This window comes from Streptomyces sp. NPDC058579 (assembly GCF_042718575.1).
Classification (GTDB): Bacteria; Actinomycetota; Actinomycetes; order Streptomycetales; family Streptomycetaceae; genus Streptomyces.
In genome coordinates, this window is record NZ_JBHXPI010000020.1 from 79055 (window position 1) to 99934 (window position 20880).

18 protein-coding genes and 3 pseudogenes are annotated in these 20880 nt (G+C 70.3%); 11 read left to right on the forward strand and 10 right to left on the reverse strand.

From position 1 onward, the window contains the following. Positions 1 to 91: 91 nt before the first annotated feature. A complete protein-coding gene (locus ACFWRO_RS22265) occupies positions 92 to 2317 on the reverse strand; it encodes a SpoIIE family protein phosphatase (RefSeq protein ID WP_384512806.1) in 2226 nt (741 codons plus the stop codon). A gap of 276 nt (positions 2318 to 2593) precedes the next feature. Here ACFWRO_RS22265 and ACFWRO_RS22270 point away from each other — a divergent pair, with 276 nt between their 5' ends. The 6 genes from ACFWRO_RS22270 to ACFWRO_RS22295 all read left to right on the forward strand — a co-directional run bounded on the left by ACFWRO_RS22270 (position 2594) and on the right by ACFWRO_RS22295 (position 10257). Further along, positions 2594 to 3568, forward strand: coding sequence for an NAD(P)H-dependent flavin oxidoreductase (locus ACFWRO_RS22270; protein ID WP_384512807.1), 975 nt, complete (start codon positions 2594 to 2596; stop codon positions 3566 to 3568). A gap of 38 nt (positions 3569 to 3606) precedes the next feature. Further along, positions 3607 to 4494, forward strand: a complete 888-nt coding sequence (locus ACFWRO_RS22275; RefSeq protein ID WP_384512808.1) for a crotonase/enoyl-CoA hydratase family protein — start codon at positions 3607 to 3609, stop codon at positions 4492 to 4494. A gap of 133 nt (positions 4495 to 4627) precedes the next feature. Continuing rightward, positions 4628 to 5542, forward strand: a complete 915-nt coding sequence (locus tag ACFWRO_RS22280) for an NAD(P)-dependent oxidoreductase (RefSeq protein WP_384512809.1) — start codon at positions 4628 to 4630, stop codon at positions 5540 to 5542. Position 5543: 1 nt separating this feature from the next. Continuing rightward, positions 5544 to 6872, forward strand: a complete 1329-nt coding sequence (locus ACFWRO_RS22285; RefSeq protein ID WP_384512810.1) for an NAD(P)/FAD-dependent oxidoreductase — start codon at positions 5544 to 5546, stop codon at positions 6870 to 6872. Between the two features lie 8 nt (positions 6873 to 6880). Then, positions 6881 to 8227, forward strand: coding sequence for an NADP-specific glutamate dehydrogenase (gene gdhA, locus ACFWRO_RS22290; protein WP_384512811.1), 1347 nt, complete (start codon positions 6881 to 6883; stop codon positions 8225 to 8227). Positions 8228 to 8658: 431 nt separating this feature from the next. Further along, positions 8659 to 10257, forward strand: coding sequence for a transporter (locus tag ACFWRO_RS22295; protein ID WP_384512812.1), 1599 nt, complete (start codon positions 8659 to 8661; stop codon positions 10255 to 10257). A gap of 8 nt (positions 10258 to 10265) precedes the next feature. On the opposite strand, the gene ACFWRO_RS22300 is transcribed toward ACFWRO_RS22295, so the two are convergent. Next, a complete protein-coding gene (locus ACFWRO_RS22300) occupies positions 10266 to 10454 on the reverse strand; it encodes a hypothetical protein (protein ID WP_384512813.1) in 189 nt (62 codons plus the stop codon). Between the two features lie 237 nt (positions 10455 to 10691). Between ACFWRO_RS22300 and ACFWRO_RS22305 the strand changes: the two genes are divergently transcribed. Further along, the gene (locus tag ACFWRO_RS22305) at positions 10692 to 10835 is read left to right on the forward strand and encodes a hypothetical protein (RefSeq protein WP_384512814.1); all 144 of its coding nucleotides are present in this window, start codon (positions 10692 to 10694) and stop codon (positions 10833 to 10835) included. Positions 10836 to 11137: 302 nt separating this feature from the next. Continuing rightward, a complete protein-coding gene (locus tag ACFWRO_RS22310; RefSeq protein WP_384512815.1) occupies positions 11138 to 11839 on the forward strand; it encodes a DUF1345 domain-containing protein in 702 nt (233 codons plus the stop codon). A 15-nt stretch (positions 11840 to 11854) separates the two neighbouring features. Here the strand turns inward: ACFWRO_RS22310 and ACFWRO_RS22315 are convergent, their stop codons facing one another. Next, a complete protein-coding gene (locus ACFWRO_RS22315) occupies positions 11855 to 13081 on the reverse strand; it encodes a cation:proton antiporter (protein WP_384512816.1) in 1227 nt (408 codons plus the stop codon). A 411-nt stretch (positions 13082 to 13492) separates the two neighbouring features. Between ACFWRO_RS22315 and ACFWRO_RS22320 the strand changes: the two genes are divergently transcribed. After that, positions 13493 to 14812 (forward strand): diacylglycerol/lipid kinase family protein, encoded by a 1320-nt coding sequence (locus ACFWRO_RS22320; RefSeq protein ID WP_384512817.1) that lies wholly within the window; start codon positions 13493 to 13495, stop codon positions 14810 to 14812. 413 nt (positions 14813 to 15225) lie between these two features. Here the strand turns inward: ACFWRO_RS22320 and ACFWRO_RS22325 are convergent, their stop codons facing one another. Both ACFWRO_RS22325 and ACFWRO_RS22330 read right to left on the reverse strand, forming a co-directional pair. Next, positions 15226 to 15507: a hypothetical protein gene (locus ACFWRO_RS22325; RefSeq protein WP_384512818.1), complete on the reverse strand. Its 282-nt coding sequence runs from the start codon at positions 15505 to 15507 to the stop codon at positions 15226 to 15228. A 211-nt stretch (positions 15508 to 15718) separates the two neighbouring features. Then, positions 15719 to 16200 (reverse strand): annotated as a pseudogene (locus ACFWRO_RS22330) (substrate-binding domain-containing protein). 62 nt (positions 16201 to 16262) lie between these two features. On the opposite strand from ACFWRO_RS22330, the pseudogene ACFWRO_RS22335 reads away from it, so the two are divergent. After that, positions 16263 to 16667 (forward strand): annotated as a pseudogene (locus tag ACFWRO_RS22335) (hypothetical protein); the annotation flags it as partial. Here ACFWRO_RS22335 and ACFWRO_RS22340 read toward each other — a convergent pair. Then, positions 16616 to 16795 (reverse strand): annotated as a pseudogene (locus ACFWRO_RS22340) (transposase); the annotation flags it as partial. The pseudogenes ACFWRO_RS22335 and ACFWRO_RS22340 overlap by 52 nt on opposite strands. A 487-nt stretch (positions 16796 to 17282) precedes the next feature. On the opposite strand from ACFWRO_RS22340, the gene ACFWRO_RS22345 reads away from it, so the two are divergent. Beyond that, the gene (locus ACFWRO_RS22345; protein WP_384512845.1) at positions 17283 to 18341 is read left to right on the forward strand and encodes a protein kinase family protein; all 1059 of its coding nucleotides are present in this window, start codon (positions 17283 to 17285) and stop codon (positions 18339 to 18341) included. A 138-nt stretch (positions 18342 to 18479) separates the two neighbouring features. Here the strand turns inward: ACFWRO_RS22345 and ACFWRO_RS22350 are convergent, their stop codons facing one another. The 4 genes from ACFWRO_RS22350 to ACFWRO_RS22365 form a co-directional block, all read right to left on the reverse strand. After that, positions 18480 to 18608, reverse strand: a complete 129-nt coding sequence (locus ACFWRO_RS22350) for a hypothetical protein (RefSeq protein ID WP_384512819.1) — start codon at positions 18606 to 18608, stop codon at positions 18480 to 18482. A gap of 393 nt (positions 18609 to 19001) precedes the next feature. Continuing rightward, positions 19002 to 19655: a hypothetical protein gene (locus tag ACFWRO_RS22355; protein ID WP_384512820.1), complete on the reverse strand. Its 654-nt coding sequence runs from the start codon at positions 19653 to 19655 to the stop codon at positions 19002 to 19004. Next, on the reverse strand, positions 19652 to 20272 hold the full coding sequence (locus tag ACFWRO_RS22360) for a hypothetical protein (RefSeq protein WP_384512846.1): 621 nt from the start codon (positions 20270 to 20272) through the stop codon (positions 19652 to 19654). The genes ACFWRO_RS22355 and ACFWRO_RS22360 overlap by 4 nt, the downstream gene beginning before the upstream one ends. Positions 20273 to 20323: 51 nt before the next feature. Continuing rightward, positions 20324 to 20677 carry a hypothetical protein gene (locus tag ACFWRO_RS22365; RefSeq protein ID WP_384512849.1) on the reverse strand — a complete coding sequence of 118 codons (354 nt, stop codon included), beginning with the start codon at positions 20675 to 20677 and terminating at the stop codon, positions 20324 to 20326. Positions 20678 to 20880: the final 203 nt, after the last annotated feature.

The following is a 20880-nucleotide window of genomic DNA, read 5'->3' on the forward strand; positions in this document are numbered from 1 at the left end:
AGTTTGAGTTTAACCGTCGGTCAAGTGCCGTCAAGGTCTTGTCCTCGATGAGGCCGACTCGATACCTGCGGCCCGACGGGGCGCGTTGGGGCTAGGGCAGGGCCTGCTCGGCCCAGATGGTCTTGCCCTCGCGGCCGTGCCGGGTGCCCCAGCGCTCGGCGAACTGGGCGACGAGCAGCAGGCCGCGGCCGCCCTCGTCGAAGGTCCGGGCGCGCCGCATGTGCGGCGCGGTGCTGTTGGCGTCGAACACTTCGCAGGTGAGGGCCGAGTCGAGGACGAGCCGCAGGTGGACGGGGGGCTTGCCGTAGCGGATCGCGTTGGTCACCAGTTCGCTGACGATGAGCTCTGTCGCGAAGGACAGCTCGTCGAGTCCCCACGAGCCCAGCGTGTCGGCGGCGAAGCGACGTGCTCCGGAGACCGCGGCGAAGTCGGACGGGAGGTCGAGCGTGGCGACGTGGCCGGGGTCGAGTGCGCGGGTGCGGGCGACCAGGAGAGCCACGTCGTCGGAAGGGCGCGCCGGGAGCATCGTGGCCAGCAGGCGTTCACAGACCTCGTCCGGCGAAGCCGAGGACCGTCCCGCCCGTGCGAGGGCGTCGCCCAGCAGCGTCAGCGAGGCGTCGAGATCGCGCGTACGGCTCTGGATGAGGCCATCGGTGTACAGGGCCAGCAGGCTGCCCTCGGGCAGTTCCCACTGGGCGGTCTCGAACGGCAGGCCGCCGAGGCCGAGCGGTGGGCCGATCGGTAGGTCGGGGAGGCCGGCCGGCGCCGCCTCCGTGTTCTGGGCTTCGGTGGTGTCGGTGTCGGTGTCGGTGTCGGCTGGCCCGGCGTCGGCGGACGTGGGGCCGGTCGTCCCGGCGTCAGCCGCAGGGGTCGCCACGGCAGGCGGTACGTGCCCGGCGCTGGCGAGGGAGCAGAGACGGGTCGCGGGGTCGTAGACCGCGTACAGGCAGGTGGCGCTGATCTCGCCGCCCTCGTCGGCCTCCTCCCTCTGGAGGCGGATGACGACGTCGTCGAGGTGGGTGAGCAGTTCGTCCGGCATCAGGTCGATGTCGGCGAAGGCGCGGACGGCGGTGCGCAGGCGGCCCATGGTGGCGGCGGCGCGCAGTCCGCGGCCGACCACGTCCCCCACGACGAGGGCGACGCGGCCTCCGGACAGGGGGATCACGTCGTACCAGTCGCCGCCCACACCGGCCCGTGAACCGCTGGGGAGGTAGCGGGCGGCGGTCTCGACGGCGGACTGCTCCACCTGGCGCTGCGGCAGCAGGCTGCGCTGCAGGGCGAGTGCGGTGGTGCGCTCGTGCGTGTACCGGCGGGCGTTGTCGATGTACACCGCCGCTCTGGCGGCGATCTCCTGCGCCAGCAGAAGGTCGTCGTCGTCGAACGGGGTGGGGGTGCGATGACGGACGAACTGGGCGAGGCCCAGAAGGGTTCCCCGCGCGTACAGGGGCAGCAGCAGCACCGAGTGGAAGCCGAAGCGGGGCGGGCCGGGCGGCGCGAGCCACGCCGGGGCGTCGGCGTCCGCGAGTTGCAGCAGGAGGGGTCGCCCGGTGGCCAGTACCTCCGTCGGCGCCGACTCCGATGCGTAGACGTGCCGTCGGCCCGTGTCGACGGGGGAGTCGGGGCGGCCGTCCAGAACGGACCGCTGAGCCACGCGCCGCAGCATCGGCGCATCCGCCGGCGGGTGCCGCTCGCCGTCCTGGAGGACGGAGTCGAGGAGATCGACGGTGACGAGGTCGGCGAAGCCGTCGGTGCCGACCTCCGCCAACTCCTCGGCGGTGCGCGTGATGTCGAGGGTGGTCCCGATCCGCCTGCTCGCCTCATTGGCGAGCATCAGCCTGCGCTGCACCCGCCGGTCGCGTACCTCCTGATAGGCGGCGACCACCTGTTCCGAGCTGTGGTCGACGTACGCGAATCCGGTCTCGATCAGCCGGAGGGTCGCTGCGTTGGCCAGGCGCTGGTCGTCGGTGAGCCGGATGGCCTCTTCCTGGAGCAGCTGGAGCAGGCTGACGTGCCCGAGGCGGTAGGTGCGGAGCAGTGTGCTGAGCGGTACGCCGCCTTCGGCGAACCCGCGGGCGAGTTCCACGGCGGCCGGAGGCGCTTGGGCCTCGGTGATGTCGCGGCCCTGGTCGAGGGCGTCGAGGAAGGCGGAGACGTGGTCGGCTGTCTCGCTCAGCGCGCGCTGGGCGAGGTCCTCGTGCTGCCAGAGTTCGGGAAGCTCACCGCGCGTGCGCTCCATCAGGAGAGCGGCCCACTGGTCCGAGCGCGGTCTCAGTTCGTGCGCCAGGCGGCTGAGGAAGGCGGAGACGTCCTTCTCCATGAGGGCAACGTATCCAAGGACCAGGTCGCCCGCCTGTCCGGGCGGCAGGAGCCGCGCGGGCGGTAAGTCCGCCTGCGGCGGGCGCGTCGGTCGATCGGGGGCGGGCGGGCCTTCGCCAGGACCTTGACAGTTCGGCACTCCGCGACTCTAAACTCGAAGTGGATTCGAAATCGAATCTCGCTCTCGGTGCGCCACGCCGTCGGCGACACGAGGTCGCCGTGTGACTCGCGTCCGGCGACGGCGGAAGAACGGAGAGGGCCCTGGCCGGCCCCACTCATGATTTCGACCACCTTCACCGAACTGTTCGAAGTGGACCACCCGATCGTCTGCGGCGGCATGACCGGCGTCGGCACCGCGGAACTCGTCTCCGCCGTGGCCGAGGCCGGCGCGCTCGGGTTTCTCACGGCGCTGACCCAGCCCACCCCTGAGGCGCTGGCGCGGGAGATCGCGCGATGCCGCGAGATGACCGACCGGCCCTTCGGCGTCAACCTGACCGTCCTGCCGACGCTCAGGCCGGTGCCCTACGCGGAGTACCGGGCGGCGATCATCGAGAGCGGCGTACGGGTCGTTGAGACGGCGGGCAGCAACCCCGCGGAGCACGTGGCGGACTTCAAGGCCGCCGGTGTCAAGGTGATCCACAAGGCGGTGGCCGTCCGGCACGCCCTCAAGGCGCAGGGCCTCGGCGTCGACGCGGTCAGCATCGACGGCTTCGAGTGCGCCGGACACCCCGGTGAGGAGGACATCCCCGGCCTGGTGCTCATCCCCGCCGCCGTGCGACGCCTGGACATCCCGGTCATCGCCAGCGGCGGCTTCGCGACCGGCAGTGGCCTCGCCGCCGCCCTTGCGCTCGGGGCCTGTGCCGTGAACATGGGCACCCGCTTCGTCGCCAGTGCGGAGGCCCCGGTGCACCAGAACGTCAAGGATCAGATCGTGGCCAACGACGAACGGGCCACCCAGCTGGTCTTCCGGGAGTTCGGGAACACCGGCCGCGTCGCGCGCAACGCGATCTCCGAGGAGATCGTCGCCCGCTCGAAGCGTCCCGGCGCGGCCTTCGAGGACGTCGCCGCGCTGGCCTCCGGCGTCCGGGGCCGCACCCGCGTGCTCGAACAGGGCCACATGGACGACGGCCTGTGGTGGGCCGGCCAGGCGCAGGGGCTCATCGAGTCGGTCGCCACCTGCGAGGAGATCGTCAGCGGCATCGTGGCCGACGCCGAGAAGACCATCGGCCGGCTCGCCGACCTCCGCCGCTGAACCCTGCCCCCCCACGTACGAAAGCAGGAGCGACCCTCATGACCTGGACCACCCTCCACCACCGCGTCGACGACGGCGTCCTCACCGTCACCCTGGACCGGCCGGACCGCCTGAACGCTTTCACACCGACCATGGCGGGCGAACTGGAGCGGACCTTCACCGAGGTGAACGACAACGACGACGTCCGGGCCGTCGTCGTCACCGGCGCGGGCAAGGCGTTCTGCGCCGGCATGGACCTCGGCTCGGACGGCAACGCCTTCGGGCTCGACGAGTCCCGCACACCCACGCTCGCCGACATGAGCGATCTGAACAGTCCCGACATCAGCCGGGTCCGGGACACCGGAGGCCGGGTCACCCTGGCCATCCACGCCTGCCGGAAGCCCGTGATCGCCGCGATCAACGGCCCCGCCGTCGGGATCGGCGCGACCATGACGCTCGCGATGGACGCGCGACTGATGTCGACGACCGCGCGCTTCGGCCTCGTCTTCGGCCGGCTCGGCATCACGCCGGAGGCCGCCTCGACCTGGTTCCTGCCCCGCTTGGTCGGCATGGCCAGGGCACTGGACCTGCTGTACTCCGCCGAGATCCTCGACGCGGAAGCCGCAGAGGCCATCGGCCTCGCGAACGGGGTCCACGACCCCGACCGCCTCCTGAAGGAGGCCCGCGCTCTGGCGGACCGCTGGACGCTGGGCCGTTCGCGCGTGGCGACCGCGCTGACCCGTCAGATGACCGTTCGCAACGCGCACCTGGAACGCCCGCAGGACGCACATCGGGTGGATTCCCTGGCGATGTTCTACTCCAGCGTCGGCGACGGAGCCGAGGGCGTGTCGGCCTTCCGCGAGAAGCGCTCCCCACGCTTCACACGGCCGGCTTCCGCCATGCCGCCGTTCTACAACGAGTGGATCGCCGCCGCCGAGAACAGCTGACGGCGCGGAGCCGACGCGTCGGCACACAGCGGGTCGAACCGTGGCCCGGACGACGCGAATCCCCGATCCCCCATCCCCCACCCGAATTTCGAATCAGCGGACCGCCCGGTCCCTGGCGAACACGGAGGTCACCATGACCGAGTCCGACACTGGGCCGAAGGCCCACGACATCGCGGTCATCGGCTGCGGCCTGATGGGCGCCGCCCTCGCGCGCACCCTCGCCAAGAGCGGCTACTCGGTCGCGGTGTGGAACCGCACCCCCGAGCGTGCGGAAGCACTCGCCCGCGAGGGCGTCGGCATCGACGCGGTGCGGTCCGTCCAGGACGCCGTGGGTACCACCCGGCTGGTCATCGCCTGTATGTCCACCTACGAGGCCACGCTCACGGCGCTCGACCCGGTCACCACCTGGGACGGGACGTCGCTGGTGAACGTCGCGAGCGGCGCACCGGACGAGGCCGCGCGCATGGCGGACTGGGCAGTGGAGCGCGGCGGCCGCTACCTCGACGGGTCCATCCTCGGCTATCCCCAGGACATCGGCTCGGACGCCACGATGATCCTCTTCTCCGGCTCGCCCGACGCCTGGTCCGAGCACGAGCAGACGCTCAGGACCCTCGGCGGCGCGTCGCTCCACGTCTCCGAGCAGGTGAGCGCCGCCGGCCTGCTGGACGTCGGGATCGTCGGCGCGTTCTACGTCAGCGCGCTCGCCTCCTATGTGGAGGCGGCCACCTACGTGCTCGGTAAGGGCCTGGACCCCGAAGTGCTGCGGGCAGGCACTCTGGTGGCCCTCGCCGGCCTCCAGAACGCCACCGAGGAGACCATCGCGGCCATCCTCGGCGACGACCACGCGACGGATCGGGCGACCCTCGCCACCTACGCCGAGGGTGCCCGCGCCGGCCTGGCGGTCATGCGCGGTGCCGGCCAGCGGGCCGGGCTCCTCGCCGCGGCCGTCGAGAACCTGGGGCTGGCCGAGGAGGCCGGTCTCGGCGGACTCGGATTCTCCGCCCAGACCAAGGTCGTCGGCTCCTCCGGCGTGGTCGGGGACGTGTGAGATGACCACTTCAGGAATCACGTACTCGACGTCTCCCGGCTGGGCGGAGCCGCCCACCGAGACGGCGCCCGCGCTGCAGGGCGGGATCCACTGCGACGTCGCCGTCGTCGGCGGTGGGTACGCCGGCATGGCGGCGGCACTGCGGCTGGCCGAGCGCGGTGTGGACGTCGTACTGCTCGAAGCCGGGTACTGCGGCAACGGAGCGAGTTCGCGCAACGCCGGCCAGTTGACGGCCGCGCCCGCGGGCGACCCCGAGATGCTGAGCGCGCTGTACCCGCGCCGTTTTCCGCGCCTCGTCCACCTGGCGGAGGGCGCCGTCCGCTTCACCGAGGAGCTGATGGGACGGCTCGACACCGACTGCGAGTACCGGCCGACAGGCAACATCGGCGCCGCCGTGTCCAAGGGGCAGCTCCGGAAGGCGAAGCGGAAGACGCGGATCCTCAAGAAGGCAGGTGCGGACGCCGAGTTCGGGGACGCCCGCGACCTCGGTCTGCCCGATGCGTTCCTGGGCGGTGTCCACGAGCGCGCCGGCGGGCTGCTCAACCCCGGACGGTTCGCGTTCGGCATCCGCGAGGCGCTCCTTCGGTCCGGCGCCAGGGTGTTCGAAGGTACCCCCGTCCAGGCCGTGGACCACCAGGGCGCGCACGTCGTCGTCCGTACGGCGGGAGGGCAGGTCCGTGCCGAGCGGGTCGTGCTGGCCACCAACGCCTACTCCCGTGCCCTCGCGGCCGCGCCGAGCCGACTGGCAGCACCCGTCTTCGTCAGCCTGGTCGAGACCGAACCGATCGAGGCCGGACGCCTGGAGGCGACCGGATGGACGAGCGGGGCCGGCATCGCCACCCAGCACAATCTGATGGAGAGCTACCGTCCCACCCAGCGCGGCACGGTCATGATCGGCGTGCGCCGGCTCCAGCTGGGGCGGGGCGCGGTGCGCGAGCGCGAGCCGGACACCGCGGTCGTGACGGACCTCGCCCGCGGCTTCCACGCCCGCTTCCCCTCCCTGCGGGACATCGCACCGCAACGGGCGTGGGGCGGTTGGGTCGCGCTGACGCCGTCGTGGCTCCCGGTCGCCGGAGAGGCTGCCAGGAACGTCCATTACGTGATCGGCTGCAACGGCCACGGCCTTGCCCAGGCGCCCTACCTCGGCACTCTGCTCGCGGACCGGCTCGCCGGGGACGAGCTCCACGAGGACCTCGCCGCCGTATGGCGCGAACGGTCGAGTTTCCTGCCTTCCCCCGTCTTCAACGCCCCGGCACTCCGCGCGGTCTGGGCGGTCGACCGGCTGGCGGACCGCCTCAACGGCACCGGCTCCGCCGGACCAGGAAAGTGAGACCCACCATGAACGTCAACGCCCGCATCGAGGCCGTGTACGCGGAGGTCCGCCGGCGCAACCCGGGGGAGGCGGAGTTCCACCAGGCGGCGGCCGAAGTGCTGGACTCCCTCGCTCCCGCGCTCGACCGGCACCCCGAGTACGCGGAGACCGGGATCCTGGAGCGGCTGTGCGAGCCCGAGCGGCAGCTGATCTTCCGGGTCCCCTGGGTCGACGACCAGGGCGCCGTACGCGTCAACCGGGGCTTCCGGGTGGAGTTCAGCAGCGCCCTCGGCCCGTACAAGGGGGGCCTGCGCTTCCACCCGAGCGTGAACCTCGGCATCGTGAAGTTCCTCGGCTTCGAGCAGATCTTCAAGAACGCGCTGACGGGGATGGGGATCGGCGGCGGCAAGGGCGGCGCGGACTTCGACCCGAAGGGCCGCTCGGACGGCGAGATCATGCGCTTCTGCCAGTCCTTCATGACCGAACTCCACCGCCACGTGGGCGAGCACACCGACGTCCCCGCCGGGGACATCGGCGTGGGTGGGCGAGAGATCGGCTACCTCTTCGGCCAGTACAAGCGGATCACCAACCGCTACGAAGCCGGTGTCCTCACGGGCAAGGCGGTCGGCTGGGGCGGCTCCCACGTCCGCACCGAGGCCACCGGCTACGGAGCGGTGTACTTCGCCCAGGAGATGCTCGCCACCCGCGGCCACACCTTCGACGGCCGCCGAGTGGTGGTCTCCGGATCGGGGAACGTGGCCGTGTACGCGGCGGAGAAGGTGCACGCCCTGGGCGGCCGCGTCGTGGCCTGCAGCGACTCCTCCGGGTACGTCGTCGACGAGGACGGCATCGACCTGGAGCTGTTGAAGGACGTCAAGGAGGTGCGGCGCGCCCGGATCTCCGCATACGCGGAGGCGAAGCCGACCGCGCGCTTCACCGCCCGCGGCACGGTCTACGACGTGCCCTGCGACATCGCCCTGCCCTGCGCGACGCAGAACGAGTTGGGCCGCGACGACGCGGTGGCCCTGGTCAAGAACGGGGTGCTAGCTGTCGCGGAGGGCGCGAACATGCCGTGCACCCCCGATGCGGTCGCGGTGTTCCGCGAGGCGGGGGTCCTCTTCGGACCGGGGAAGGCCGCCAACGCGGGCGGAGTGGCGACCTCGGCGCTCGAGATGCGGCAGAACGCGGCCCGCGACAGCTGGACCTTCGAGCAGACCGAGTCCCGGCTCGCCGAGATCATGCGCGACGTCCACACCCAGTGCCGCGCCACCGCCGAGGCGTACGGAGGCAACGCCGAGGACTACGTGCTCGGCGCCAACGTGGCGGGCTTCCTGCGGGTGGCGCGGGCGATGACGGCGCAGGGCGTCGTCTAGCCCCAGGCCTCCGCCGCCGTTCGAGGTCACTCCAACCTCGCCGTCACTCCACACCTAGCCGTCACTCCACGCCTCGCCGTCACTCACCCCTGCCGTCACTCCATCCATCCCTCCCCCTCACTCCTCGGAGGTTTCGTGCGCTCCCCTTCCGTCCCGGCTCCGGCCGGCCGGCACGTCCGGCGGACTTTCCTGACCGTCAACGCGGTGCCTCTCGGCGTCGGCATCGTGTTGTCCTGCTCCACGGCGCTCACCGGAGTCCAGGTGTACGGACGACTCACCCTCGGCGTCGTATGGGCCGCGCTCCAACTGTGCGTCTTCCTCGGCAGCGTGTGGTGGTACGAGGATCGGTCCACGCGCCCACGCGATCCCGGTGAGCGGTCGCACGAATCCGAACCCGCTTCCCTGCGACGCAAGTTGGGGACGGCCGGCCGGTGACGACTTCGTTCCTCCTGAGCTCGGGCGTGCTCGATCCGGTCGGCTCGGCCGCCCGGGGCCCGGTGATCAGCGCCTTCCTGATCTTCATCTGCCTGTGCCTGCTGTGGGTCTTCACTCTCGCGAGCCCGGACGAACGTCCTGACAGGCTCTACACCGCCGACCGCTCCCTCTCACCGGTCTTCAACGGCTTCGCCCTGGCGGGCGAGTACATCACCGTCGTCACCTTGTTCACGGCGTCGGGTGCCATCGCTCTCTTCGGCTACGACGGTTTCGCGTCCGCCGTCGACAGCGTCATCGCACTCGGCGTCCTGCTCCTGCTCGCCCGCAAGATCCGCGACAGCGGTCACTACACGCTCGGCGGACTCTTCTCCCTGCGGGCGTCGGGCCAGGGGCCCCGCACCGCGGCGGCCGTGGTGACCCTCGTCATCGCGGTCCCGCTGCTCGTCGTCCAGCTGCGGGCCGCCGGGATCAGCGCGGCGCTGCTGATCGGCATGTCGAGCGACACGGCCCAGGTGGCCTGCACGATCCTGATGGGCTGCCTCGTCGCCTGTTTCGCCGCGGTGGCCGACCTGAGGGGCACCAGCTTCGTCCAGGTCGTCAAGGTGCCCGTCACCCTGGTGACGCTCGCGGTGGTCACGCTGCTCGCCCTGCGCGACTTCTCGTGGAGCCCCGCCGATCTGCTCTCGGCCGCGGTGGAGCGGAGCGCGGCTCCGGACGGGTACCTCAGCCGGGGGCTCTGGGTGCACACGGCGGGCCTCGGTCCGCTGAACACGATCAGCGACCACATCGTCGTGATCCTGGGCATGGCGATGATGCCGCACCTGATCCTCCGTGTCGCCGCGTCACGCGACGGGGAGTCCGCCCGACGGTCCACGAGCATCGCCGTGGGGCTGACGGGGGTCTTCTACCTCCTTCTGATCACGACAGGGTTCGCCGCGGCGGCCGTGGTCGGCGGCGAGACGATCGGCGCGGTCGACGCGAACGGCCAGGCGGCCCCGATCCTGCTCGCCTCCGGCATCCTCGATCACGGATCGACGGCACGGGTGGCCCTCATCACCGTCGTGGCCTGTGTCGCCTTCCTCGCCGTGCTGACGACCGTGACCAGCGTGACCTTCACTGCCGCGGTCTCCCTCACCCACGATGTCCTCGCCCGGACCAAGCGCCCCCTCACCGAGACGGGGCAGGTGTGGACCGTTCGTACCGTCGTCGCCGTCCTGTGCGTGGGAGGGGTGACACTGTCGGCGTCCGTCCACCGCTACCCCGTCGAGTTCCTGGTGGCCTTCTCGCTGGGCGTGGCGGCGACCTGCGTCTTCCCGGTGCTCGTGTACTCCTTCTTCTGGCCGGCGTTCAACCACCGGGGACTGGTGTGGGCCGTGTACGGGGGACTGATGCTCTGCACCGTCCTCACCTTGTTCTCCCCGACGGTCTCCGGGACCGAGTACGCGCTGTGGCCGGACCTGGCCTTCGACTGGTACCCGTTCCACAGCCCCGGACTGGTCTCGGTCCCCGCGGCCTTCCTTCTCGGATGGCTCGGCACCAGGAAGTCGCCGGCGGAGGCCGGGCGCCGCTCGCCACGGGCGCGCGCGAAGGTCTGACGGGTGTTTCAGACCCGCTCCCACCACCCCAGGGCCAGGACGATGCCCTTCTTGGCGGAGCACCCGGGCCTGTGCCCCCTGAGGGAGAAGAAGGCCGAGGCGAGTGTGGCCGTTGCCGCTGTCATCCCGATGATGGCGATGCCGATCGTCCAGGAGATGAAGAACCCAAGGAGCAGGACGGGCACGAGCATGATCACACTTCCGACGCTCGCTTCACGGAGAACCCGGCTCCAGCTCGCCTTGCGCCATGTCCGCGTTCTGTGGGAGTACCCCTCAAGGGGGACGTGTGAAGTGGTGCCACAGGCTTCAGTGCTCATCACGATCGCTCCCGACGGTGCGCTCTCGTCACTCGAGGACACCTCAATTGGATATCGAATCGACTTCGAGTTTAAGCTCTTCTGGCGAGGCACTGTCAAATCTGGAAGGGAGCCGTCGTGAACAGCGAGGATGACCGCACGGATCGGGTGACCGAGAGGTGGAAGGCGAAGGGCGTCGCATGGCGAGTCTTCTTCTACGTTCTCGGCGCGTACGCATTCCTCAACGTGGTGGGTCTGCTGAGCGCGCACGCACAGGAGTGACCGCGGGCCACAGAGGCAGCCGTCACATTGGTGAGTCCGGGGGATGCGCCACAGCCGACGAAGATCGGAACGTCGGCCCCTTCCCTGCAGCGCCCAGCTCCATCGCCGCTCGCGTGCCGGCTTCGTCGTCATCGAGATCTAGGTAGGGAGCCCCCTGTCTCGAGACACATCTCCATGACCGGCTCCGCCGTGCGGGATGTATGGGGACGCACTGCGGCGCCGCGCGTTGTCATCCCCGGTGGGAGGGGCGTGATGCCGTAGCTTCTCCCCGGTCGGCAGCTGATCGCTCCAGGAGGTCGCCCGTGCAGGACCGTGCTCCTCGCCGCGCCGGGAGCCGGTGGCTCTCCGAGCGGCGGCGGTCGGCGGTGAGTGCCGCGATCGCGGTCGCAACGGCGGGTCTCCTCGTGGGCGTCGACGGGAGCTGGGCGAGGATGTCGGCTGCCGATGTAGGTGTGCTGGCGCTGGTGGCCTATCTGCTGCCGTATCTCCTGCTCACCTCGGTCGCCTTCTCGACCGCCTCCCCCGAGCGGGTACGCGGCTGGGCCCGGCGCTCCGAGCGCGGGACCTGGCTCCAGCGGTACGTCCTCGGCACGGCGCCCGGGCCCGGGGTCTCCCTCTTCATCGCGGCCGGCGCCTTCGTCGTGGCGGTGGTGTGGTTCCCGGGGCACATCGACTCGGCGCTGTCCACGGTGGCCCGTGGGGTGGTGGCTCTCGTCCTGGTGGTGCTCGCCTGGATCTGTGTGGTCGTCGCCTTCGCGGTGGCCTTCCACGCGGACGACCTCGTCGAGGACGAGCAGGCACTGGAGTTCCCCGGCAGCGAAGAACCCCTCTGGGGCGACTATGTGTACTTCGCCTTGTCGGTCATGACGACGTTCGGGACGACCGATGTCACGGTACTGACGCGGGAGATGCGCCGGACCGTGTCGGCCAATTCCGTCATCGCGTTCGTCTTCAACACGATCACGGTGGCCAGCGTCGTCTCCGCCCTCAACACGACCGCGTGACGCGCCTGACGGCGCTCACCGAGCGGGAGGAGCCGGCGGTGGCACCGCCTCCTCGGGGCGTGGGTGTCGTGCGAACCAGCGTGCGACCGGTTCCGCGGTCACCCCGTGGAGGACCACGCTGAGGAGGACCGTCGCAGCGGTCACGTTCACCACGAAGTCCGAGTCGTCCCTCGGGAGCTGGGTGTAGGCGAGGACCGCGAAGACGATCGAGGTGACACCGCGTGGCCCGAGCCAGCCGATCGCGGCGCGCTCGGCGCGGGTGAAGCCGGTGCCGGTGAGCGACGCGACTACGGGGACGAACCGGGCCACCGTCAGCACGAGCAGCGCGTAGGCGAGGACCTGGAGCGCGATCCCGTCGGCGAACGCCTCCGCGGCCAGCGCGCCGAACGCGTACCAGGCCGCCAGAGCCAGCAGGTGGCTGACGTCCTCCACCAGGTCGAGGGAGCCACCGCCGACCGCGGAGACGGTGTTCGCGTACCAGAGGCCCGCCACGAAGGCCGCGACGAAGCCGTTCCCCTCGAGGAGGACGGACGCCGCGTAAGTGACGAAGGGCAGGGCGAGACCCGCCATGCGCAGGCTCGCGGGCTTGGCCCACCCGGACCGCAGCGCCCGGCGCACCGCCTGGGAGGCCAGGTACCCGAGGACGCTGCCGACGGCGGCGGCGTACACCGCGCCCTTGAGGGCGTTGAGGAGGAGGTCACCGAAGGTCTCGCCCTCGGCGGAGACCAGATTGGCGACGCAGAAGACGAAGAGCGGGGAGATCAGACCGTCGTTGAAGCCGCCCTCGATGTTGAGCGCGGCCCGCACCCGCAGGGGCACGCGCTGGTCGCGCAGGATCATCAGGACCGGGGCGAGGTCCATGGGCATGACGACGAGCGCCGCGACCGCGAGCAGCCACCAGCTCGTTCCCGGGAAGACGAGCGCACCGGCAACTGTGGCGAGCACGAGGGAGGCCGGCAGAGCGATGCCCAGCAGCCTTCCCTCACCGACCGGTCCACGCAGCCGGACGTACTCCCGCGTCTCGGTGGCGTCCGTGAACAGCATGACCGCGAGGACGAGTTCGATGGCCCGCTGGAAGGTGTGGGTGTCCATGTCGAGCGGTACGACGGGGTCGTCGAGGCCACTGAGGAGGATGCCGGCCGCGGCGAAAGTGATGGGGGCGGTGATGCTCCACCGCGCCAGCCGGTCGGACACGACGGTCCACAGAAACAGCAGGGACAGCAGAACGAGGAGAGCGATCAAGGCGACTCGCAGGGACGGGAGCGGGGACGGGGGAGCGGAGAGGGGAGCAACCGAAGCCGACGGTCACATCCTCACCTGTGAGGGGGTGACCGTCGGCTTCGGACACTCCGAGTGCGGCACCCGCCCTGCCGATGACGGCGCGGGCGCGGAGCCGGTCGGCGCCGTCGATCAGTACGGCGCGACGTGCTCATCCCCGCCGTGGCTTGCGTCGCCTTCCTGGCCGTCTCACGGCGGTGACAAGTGTGACCCTCGCCGCCACGGTCTCTCCCACACGCGGCGTCCTCGCCCGCACCGGCCGAGGTGGAGCCGGGCAGGTACCGCGCGACGTGAGGGATTGACCGGGGATGCCGACAGGCCTGAGGAGGCGCATGGTGTGGTGTACCGGCGCGGCGGGAGAATGGGAGGTCACGGATGACAAGCCCCGGCGGGGGTGCGGGGGCACGTCTGCTGGCGCGGCCGGCCGTGCTCGCGGCGGTCGGCTCCCTGGTCGTGCTGGTCCTCTCGGTAGGGGAGGGCGGCCTTGAGGTCCTCGGGGCCGGCCTGCTCGGGCTGGTCCTCGGCGCGGCGGGTGTGTGGTGGTTCCTCGCCCACCGGGGCCTGCCGCGCCTGATCGGAGCGGTCGTCGCGGTGGCCGCGCCGATCGGGGTCCTGGTGCTCTACTCGTACGACGGCCTGTGGCGGACGGCGCTGGTGCTGATCCTGTGCTGGGGCGCGGCGCTGGCCTGCGCCCGGGCCGCCCTGCGCAGGGCGCAGCCCGAACGGCTCAAGCGACCGTTTGTCGCGCGTCGGCCGAAGCGGCCGTTCCTCATCATGAACCCGAAGTCGGGCGGCGGAAAGGTCGGCCGCTTCGGCCTTGTCGACCGCGCGGAGGCCCTGGGCGCCCGGGTGACGGTGCTCGACCCCGCGGCCCCGGCCGACGTGGCCGAGCTGGCCCGCGAAGCGGTGGCCGACGGGGCCGACCTGCTCGGCGTCGCCGGCGGCGACGGCACCCAGGCGCTGGTGGCGGCTGTCGCTGCCGAGCACGGTCTGCCGTTCCTCGTCATCTCGGCCGGCACCCGCAACCACTTCGCCATGGACCTCGGCCTCGACCGGTCCGACCCGACGCGCTGTCTCGACGCGCTGACCGACGGCGAGGAGCTCCGGATCGACCTCGGCGACGTCGGCGGGCGGCCCTTCGTCAACACCGTGTCCTTCGGGGTGTACGCCGACGTCGTACAGCGCCCCGCGTACCGCGACGACAAGGCGGGCACGGCTTTGGCCCTCATGCCGGACCTGCTCGTCGGCGACGGTGTGCGACGGCTCGACGCGCGGATCGACGGCACAACGCTCTCCGCCCAGCAGGCACTGCTGGTCAGCAACAACGCGTACGAGTCACCCGACGAGCTGAGCACCGGCGCACGCAGGCCCAGCCTCGACGACGGTGAGCTGGGCGTCCTGGCGATCCGGGTGGAGGGGGCGGCGGAGGCCGCGGACCTGGCAGTGCGGGGTTCCGACTCGTCCGCTCTGACGGTCCTGACAGCGCGGCGAGTCGAGGTGACTTCCGGCGCGGGGGATATCGATATCCCGGTGGCGGTGGACGGGGAGGCGTTGCGGATGGCGGTCCCCGTTGTGTGCACCCTGCGGCCGGGGGTTCTGCGGGTCCTCGTGCCGCGTGACCGGCCAGGCGTCCCTGCGGCCTCGCCGCGGGTGGACTGGCGGAAAGTCATCGACCTTGCTTTCGGCCGACCCTGATGCAACGGCCTGGGGGCCGGGGCTCGGAGTCCCTCGATCAGTTGGTTTACCGATGGTGCTGATGGCCGCGAGGCAGAAGTCCTTGACGGTTTCGCAGAGGGTCCGCTCTAGTTCAGCGGCAAGGGTGATGTCTTCGGCCTTGTGGGTGGTGTTTCCCGCGTGGGCGTTCTCTGCCGTCTGTCGCATGACGTGTGAGAGGTCGCCGGAGGCGTTGGTAACGCGTTCCGCCACTCAGGTGAGGGGTGCCGGCCCTTTTAGGATGACGATTCCGAGTGGGCCGGCAGCTGAGGTACATGAGGCACGCTCTTCTTGCGGTCCGAGGCGATCCGTTGGCGAGGCCCGGGTTGTAGCCTGCGCTCGGGAAAGCGGAGCGCGAGAGATCGCGTCGGCAGTGGGGGACGCATGACCGTCGACTACGGACGGGCTACGGCCATCGCCGCACTGGCACTCGCATGCTGCATGGGCCTAGCGGCCTGCAACGACGGGTCCGGCTCGGCAGCGGGTGCGAGCGCCTCGCCCACGGCTGCTGCCTGGAGTGCGTCGGGATCCGCGACGTCCTCGGCCCCGCCCATACCGACGGACTCGCAGGCGGTCACGGCATCGGTCAGCCCGAGCACGGTGGCGAGCACCTGCCACCACCAGCTGTTGGGAGGGTTGAACGAGGTGTTGTAGAGCGTGGTGTCCCATGCCGACACCGGGCGTGGGTACGCACCGCGACAGGTGCCGGCACCGCGTGGGCGGCACTTGGGAGCACGGAACCCAGATCGGCACCCCTCACGCCCTCATCGGCACCGCCGCCGGAGAGTCACCACGTCGCACGACGGTGCGCGAGGTGGGACAGGCCCATGACTCCGTTCGTGCAACCGTTCCCGCGGGCTGTTGTCCTGACTCGTACTGGGTTTGCGATCAGCTGATCGCGCCTCGACAGAGGGCATGCGTCCGGCGGTCGCCGTTCGCTCGGGTCGACCTGTCGGGAGGCACCGACCGGTCTCGCTCTGTATCTGACGGGGTGTGAGTCAACTTGTTGCGCCCGGAGCGTAGGGCTGGGATTCCTTTGGCGTCAACGGGTCGCGCAAGCGCTTTCTGTCGCGCCTTCTGTCGTCGTCCGAGCGTGGTGGACAGCCTGGGGCCCGATCGTCTGGGCCAACCGCCGTTAGAGGCGCGGATGTTGAGCCGAGGTGGGACGAGGATGTGCTGGGGAATGTGCGCACTGCCCTCTCTGATCCGCTGCACGAGCCGGGACACAGCGATCTGGCCGACCGTCCGCCGCGGCGGGGCGACGGCCGTGAGCGGATGTCGGAAAGCGTGGCAAGAGCATCGTCGTAGGTGACGACGGCGAGGTCTTCGGGAACGGCCCATCCCCGCAGCTGTGCCCGCTCGACCAGCATGATCGCCTGTATGTCCGGGTGCGCGACGACCCTTCCTTGGGGCCGGACTCCAGTCCGCTCACCGTGCCCTGCGGGCCGGCGCGATAGGCGAACCGGTCAGCGCGAGCGTCGTCCTCCAGGGCCCCGGCCTCGATGCCTGGCACCCCAGCTCGGCCTTCTTCTACGCACCCGGTGCAGGACCGCGCTTCGACATGGGCCCTTTCTACCGGACCGTCCTGGTCACCCTCCTGGGCTCGGTCAGCCGGGTGGCGGCCACCGCCCGCACAGCTCGCTCCCGACCGCTTCCGTCTCAGGGGATGCGTTCCCGTAGAGTACCGACCCGCCTCCCCGCCCTCCTCGACTCCGCCAACGGCTCTAAAGCGTGTTGCAGAAGCTGCGTTCGGGCAGGTCGGAGCCGGGTTCGTGGCCGGTCTGGTCATGCCGCCATGGCGAGGTTGTGCATGTGGGCGACGGCCTGGACCGCGTGATGGAGACCGGTGCCGCGTTGCCTGCAGTCGCGGAGGATCTTGTAGTTCTTCATGCGGGCGAAGGCGTGCTCGACGCGGGCCCGCACCCGTCGGCGCTCGGCGTTGTCGGCTTCCTCGCCGGGGAGCAGGTAACGCGCCCGGGGTGCCGGTCTCGGGTGCGGCTGGCGGCGGGGTGCCGGGTCGCCAGGGCTGTCCGGGTCCGCGGTCGGCCGGGGGCACTCGCAGCAGCTTGGCGAGCCGGGCGACCTTCCTGAAGCGGCCGGTGTGGTAGATCCCGGCGACGGCGCCCGAGCGCGAGCGGGCAGGGCGAGCCGGGCTGGACGCCGCAGCGCGGCCGTGTGGCGCTCGACGTCGTCGGCGTCGCTCTCGGTGGTGTCCTGAGAGCCCGTCACGCCCGAGGTCCTCTCGCAAACCATTCCCAAAATGAGGGTTTGTGACCACTTGAGTGAGAACGGGTTTTGAGAACCGATCGGGTGCTCGGGTCGGCCCTGGCGGCCGATTCCGATCTTGCTCCCGGAAGGGGTCGTTTACGAGAACAAGTCGACCTTGGCGGATAGAGCCGCTTGTGTTCGTATGATCACTGACGCACTGGTTCGGGGCACCGAGGAGCTGTTGATGCGCCACGCCGACGCCACGTACGCCGCGCGGCTTGCCGCCTACGGGAGCGTGGCCACCCGCCTGTCCTTGCTGAGCGACAGGCGGCTCGGCGATGTCGTGGCGTCCGCTTCTGCGGTCGGGGCCGGCATCGGCGGCAGGTCCGCGGAGCTGGACGTCGACGGGACGCGGGTCTTCGTCAAGAGGGTGCCGCTGACGGACGTCGAGACCCGGCCGGAGAACGTGCGGTCAACGGCGAACCTCTTCGGTCTGCCGATGTTCTACCAGTACGGAGTGGGCTCGGCTGGCTTCGGTGCTTGGCGGGAACTGGCCGTACACACCATGACCACCAACTGGGTCCTGGGCAGGGAGTACGCGGGTTTTCCGCTGATGTACCACTGGCGTGTCCTGCCCGATTCCCCTCCCGAGGGCTTCGTGGATGAGTTCGGGGGCATCGACGGAGCGGTCGCGCACTGGGACGGCTCACCGGCCGTACGCGAGCGGCTGGAGGCCATCGGCCGGTCCTCCCACAGCCTGGTGCTCTTCCTGGAGCACGTGCCGCAGACGCTCGGCGCGTGGCTGCAGGAGCGTCGGGAGGATACGGTGCCCAGCAGCGACTTCCCGTATTCGTGGGTGGACGATGGCTTGGCGCAGGGTACGGCGTTCATGAGCTCTCGCGGACTCGTGCACTTCGATGCCCATTTCCGCAACCTCCTGACCGACGGCCGGCTGATCTACTTCGCAGACTTCGGGCTGGCCCTGAGCTCGGGTTTCGAGCTCTCGACGGCCGAGGAGCAATTCCTCTCGGACCATCTCACCTACGACCGCCACTACACCGCGAGTCATCTCATCCACCACCACCTCGTCGACCCCCTCCGGGGCGATATGGATACAGACGCGTTCCTGCGGGAATGGGTCGAAGGGCGAAGGCCCGATGACGTTCCGCCTGAGATCGCGGCAGTCATCGAACGTCATGCCCGGGTCGCCGTTGTCCTGGACGGGTTCCACCACCGGCTGCTGTCGGAGAGCAAGCGGACACCGTTTCCGGTCACTGAACTCAACCGTGCCGCTGGAGCCTGAGAGGATGCCCGGTCATGCTCCTTCGTCCTGTGGGCCGAGCTTGGCGAAGTCGACATCGAGGTGCTGCTCGTACGCCTCTGGTGCCAAGTCGAGCTCGCCGGTGGAGTACTCGCCGAATCGCATGACCTTCTCGGTCAGTTAGGGCGAGACCTCGGCCAGGTCCTCGGATTCCACCTGCCAGCCCTCGGCCTGCAGTTCGCGCACCGCCTGGGCAATGTCCAGGGTTTTGTGGAAGATCAGGCAGCGCACCCAGTTGATCAGCCACACTCGAGCCCCCGTGCCGCCGGCAGGCGCCTCAGCCTCTCTTGACAGGTGCCCGGGTAGCCGTCACCGGCGAACTACTGCTTCTGTGATCACGATGGCGCCGAGCACGCCGCACGTGACCCTCATGACCGTGGGGGTGAAGACACGACTCACCCCAATGCGATTTGCCGCGTAGCCGTGTATGCGCCACGCGGAGTCTCGACAGCTGCATGCGACCAACCCGCACACAGCGGCGAAGACCAAGTCCCACGCGACTCGTACCCAAGGCATGCGACCCTCCCTCCGACCACATTGTGCAGTAATGATCACCTCAGGATGCAAGGCGCCTTCGACGATGTCCCCTTGAGCGCGCCCTCCATTTTCATCTGGTCCGCTCAGTGATACATCCGAAACGGCTTAGCCCGCAGGCCAATGGGGGTTCGGCATGCCGTCATCGCTCATGTGGGCCCGCTGCCAGATTCCTTTCCAGTTGAACGGCGTCTCCGGGACGAACCGGTGCCGCTGCCCGCACGGACAGGGCGCCAGCACCCACGCGCACCCACGGCACAGCTCCACCCAGCCGTGCCCGGTCGAGTTCGACACCAGCGGTCTCTCGTCCCCGCAGGCGGGGCAGCCGGGGAGGTCGGCGCCGTCCAGAATCGCGTTCTGTCGCCGGACGTACTCAGGCAGCCGCAGCGACGGATGGCGAAACGGGTCTTCGTACCAGGCGCGGTTCGGGCCCTCCCACCAGCTCCGCAGCCACCACGGTCGCGGGTTCACGACAGCCCGCCGCCCCGCCCGCTTCGCCGCCCGGCGTTGCGCGGCGTACTCCTCCGCCCGCGCGAGCCACAGCACCCGCGCCTCATGCAGTTCCTCCACCGCCCGCACCAGCGCGTCCGGGTCCGCCTCCAGCCGCCGGGGGATCGCGGCGCTGAGCGTGAGGTGGTGGTACGTCGCCCGCAGGCCGTAAGGAGCAAACTCGGTGAGGCAGGTGCGCAGCGCGCTGTGCCGCCGGCGGAGGGGGAGACGGGCGTCGTGCACGTGCGCTCGGTGGGTCAGGAAGCTGGTCATTGTGTGGGCGCCAGGTCCAGTGCCCGTGCCAGGGCGGCAGTGACGGCGGCGGCGTGTGCCGGCAGGTGTTGTTCAGCCCAGATTCCGGCAAGACCGAGGAAGTCCTGCAAATCCTGCTGGGCGCCCGCGACGAGCCTGCGTGCCTGGTCTACCGACAACTCGATCACCGGGCTGCCGTCCGTCCCGTAAGCGTCGAACGTCAGCCGGACAATGTCGCCAACGCGTTCGGCCACCGACGACGGATCGTGGCCGAAGTAGGAGCAGCCGGTGCCGTCGAGCACCTCCAGCCAGTCCCGCCAGGTCTCCAGGCCGTTGCAGCAACCCGGCTCGACGAAGACGGTGTCGGTGGCATTCTCGGTCACCCGGAACCCTCCGGCAGCGAACAGACCACGCATGGTGAGCAGCCCGTGCAGGAATGTGCCGAGCGGGTCGGTGGGGCACGGCCCGTGCTCCTCCTCCGGCTCGAAGTCGTTGCAGGCGGCGATCTGCATAACCGCCGTGCCGACCTCCGCCGGAGTCAGCCCCCCGTTCAGCAGGAGGTAGCCATACGATTCCTGCTCGCCAACCGGCCAGAGCGCGAAGTCGTCGGCGGCGGAGATCTCCAGAACGGGTTGCATCACAATCACATGGGGATGATGCCGGACCCACTACTACACCGCCACGGGCTTTCAGCTGGCATCGGGCTCGGAGCGGGCCCGCTGCCTGGGCAGTTTCGCGGTGCGCTCCGGGCAGGCGGCGCCGACATGGCGCATGGCGGTCTGCGCGGTGATCCCGAAGAGCCGCATCAGCTTGAGGGGACCACCGGTGGAAGTTCGCGGGTTCGTGGATTCCCGGAGGTCGTCAGGCTCGAACCGGGTCGTGTGCGTCGCCCTGGTGTGGAGGAACGTGTGGGTTCCGGCTTGACGCTCGACCTGAGCCGAAGGTCTACCGTCGAGGCGCGGGTGGCGGAGCTGGCGCCGTCCGTGCAGCAGTGCTGTCCGTTCTTCGCCTTCCGGCTCCACCTCGTCGGACCGCACCTGCACCTGGAAGTCCGCGCGCCGGCCGACGGCGTCGGGCTGCTGGGGCTTCCAGCTCCTCCGGAAGCGGGTTCTTCTCGTCCAGGTGCTCAGGAAGCCTTCGACTCGTCGTACGCGGCCTGGGGTCACCGACGGCCTGGGGTCACCGACGGAACTCGCTGATCAGCGGGGACGTGGGGTGTGCGCTGCGCAGATCCCACGTTGACGGC

Coding starts and splice junctions, on each gene's coding strand:
- ACFWRO_RS22265 (WP_384512806.1), bottom strand. CDS start 2,317: ATGGAGAAGGACGTCTCCGCCTTCCTCAGCCGCCTGGCGCACGAACTG.
- ACFWRO_RS22270 (WP_384512807.1), top strand. CDS start 2,594: ATGATTTCGACCACCTTCACCGAACTGTTCGAAGTGGACCACCCGATC.
- gdhA (WP_384512811.1), top strand. CDS start 6,881: ATGAACGTCAACGCCCGCATCGAGGCCGTGTACGCGGAGGTCCGCCGG.
- ACFWRO_RS22360 (WP_384512846.1), bottom strand. CDS start 20,272: ATGCAACCCGTTCTGGAGATCTCCGCCGCCGACGACTTCGCGCTCTGG.
- ACFWRO_RS22285 (WP_384512810.1), top strand. CDS start 5,544: ATGACCACTTCAGGAATCACGTACTCGACGTCTCCCGGCTGGGCGGAG.
- ACFWRO_RS22345 (WP_384512845.1), top strand. CDS start 17,283: ATGCGCCACGCCGACGCCACGTACGCCGCGCGGCTTGCCGCCTACGGG.
- ACFWRO_RS22355 (WP_384512820.1), bottom strand. CDS start 19,655: ATGACCAGCTTCCTGACCCACCGAGCGCACGTGCACGACGCCCGTCTC.
- ACFWRO_RS22320 (WP_384512817.1), top strand. CDS start 13,493: ATGACAAGCCCCGGCGGGGGTGCGGGGGCACGTCTGCTGGCGCGGCCG.
- ACFWRO_RS22280 (WP_384512809.1), top strand. CDS start 4,628: ATGACCGAGTCCGACACTGGGCCGAAGGCCCACGACATCGCGGTCATC.
- ACFWRO_RS22275 (WP_384512808.1), top strand. CDS start 3,607: ATGACCTGGACCACCCTCCACCACCGCGTCGACGACGGCGTCCTCACC.